The sequence below is a fragment of the Actinotalea ferrariae CF5-4 genome, from assembly GCF_000603945.1.
In the GTDB taxonomy this organism is placed as follows: domain Bacteria; phylum Actinomycetota; class Actinomycetes; order Actinomycetales; family Cellulomonadaceae; genus Actinotalea; species Actinotalea ferrariae.
The window spans coordinates 1-381 of sequence record NZ_AXCW01000614.1 but is presented as its reverse complement, the minus strand read 5'-3'; the positions used below and the strand labels follow the sequence as shown (position 1 = coordinate 381).

Here is a 381-nt window from a genome sequence, read left to right as displayed (position 1 = left end):
GCGGGCACGTGTGGCGCCAGGACACCAGCCTGGCCGCCGAACCTCGAGCCAAGTTGTCCCGCCGGGCGCTGCGCTGGGCGTTGGAGGGGCTGGTGGTCCAGCACCTCACGGTCGCGCGGATCGCCCAGGCCCTCGCGGTCTCGTGGAACACGGCCAACGACGCCGTCCTGACCGAGGGCAAGCGCGTCCTGATCGAGGACGTCCACCGGTTCGACGGTGTCCGGGTGCTGGGCGTGGACGAGCACGTGTGGCGCCACACCCGCCGCGGGGACAAGTACGTCACCGTCATCATCGACCTCACCCCGATCCGCGACGGCACAGGGCCCTCGCGGTTGCTGGACATGGTCCCGGGCCGCTCCAAGCAGGCGTTCAAGACCTGGC

At 71.1% G+C, this 381-nt stretch carries 1 pseudogene; it reads left to right on the top strand.

Annotation, left to right across the window (positions count from 1 at the left end):
• Positions 1 to 381: pseudogene (locus N866_RS19495) on the top strand (ISL3 family transposase); the annotation flags it as partial.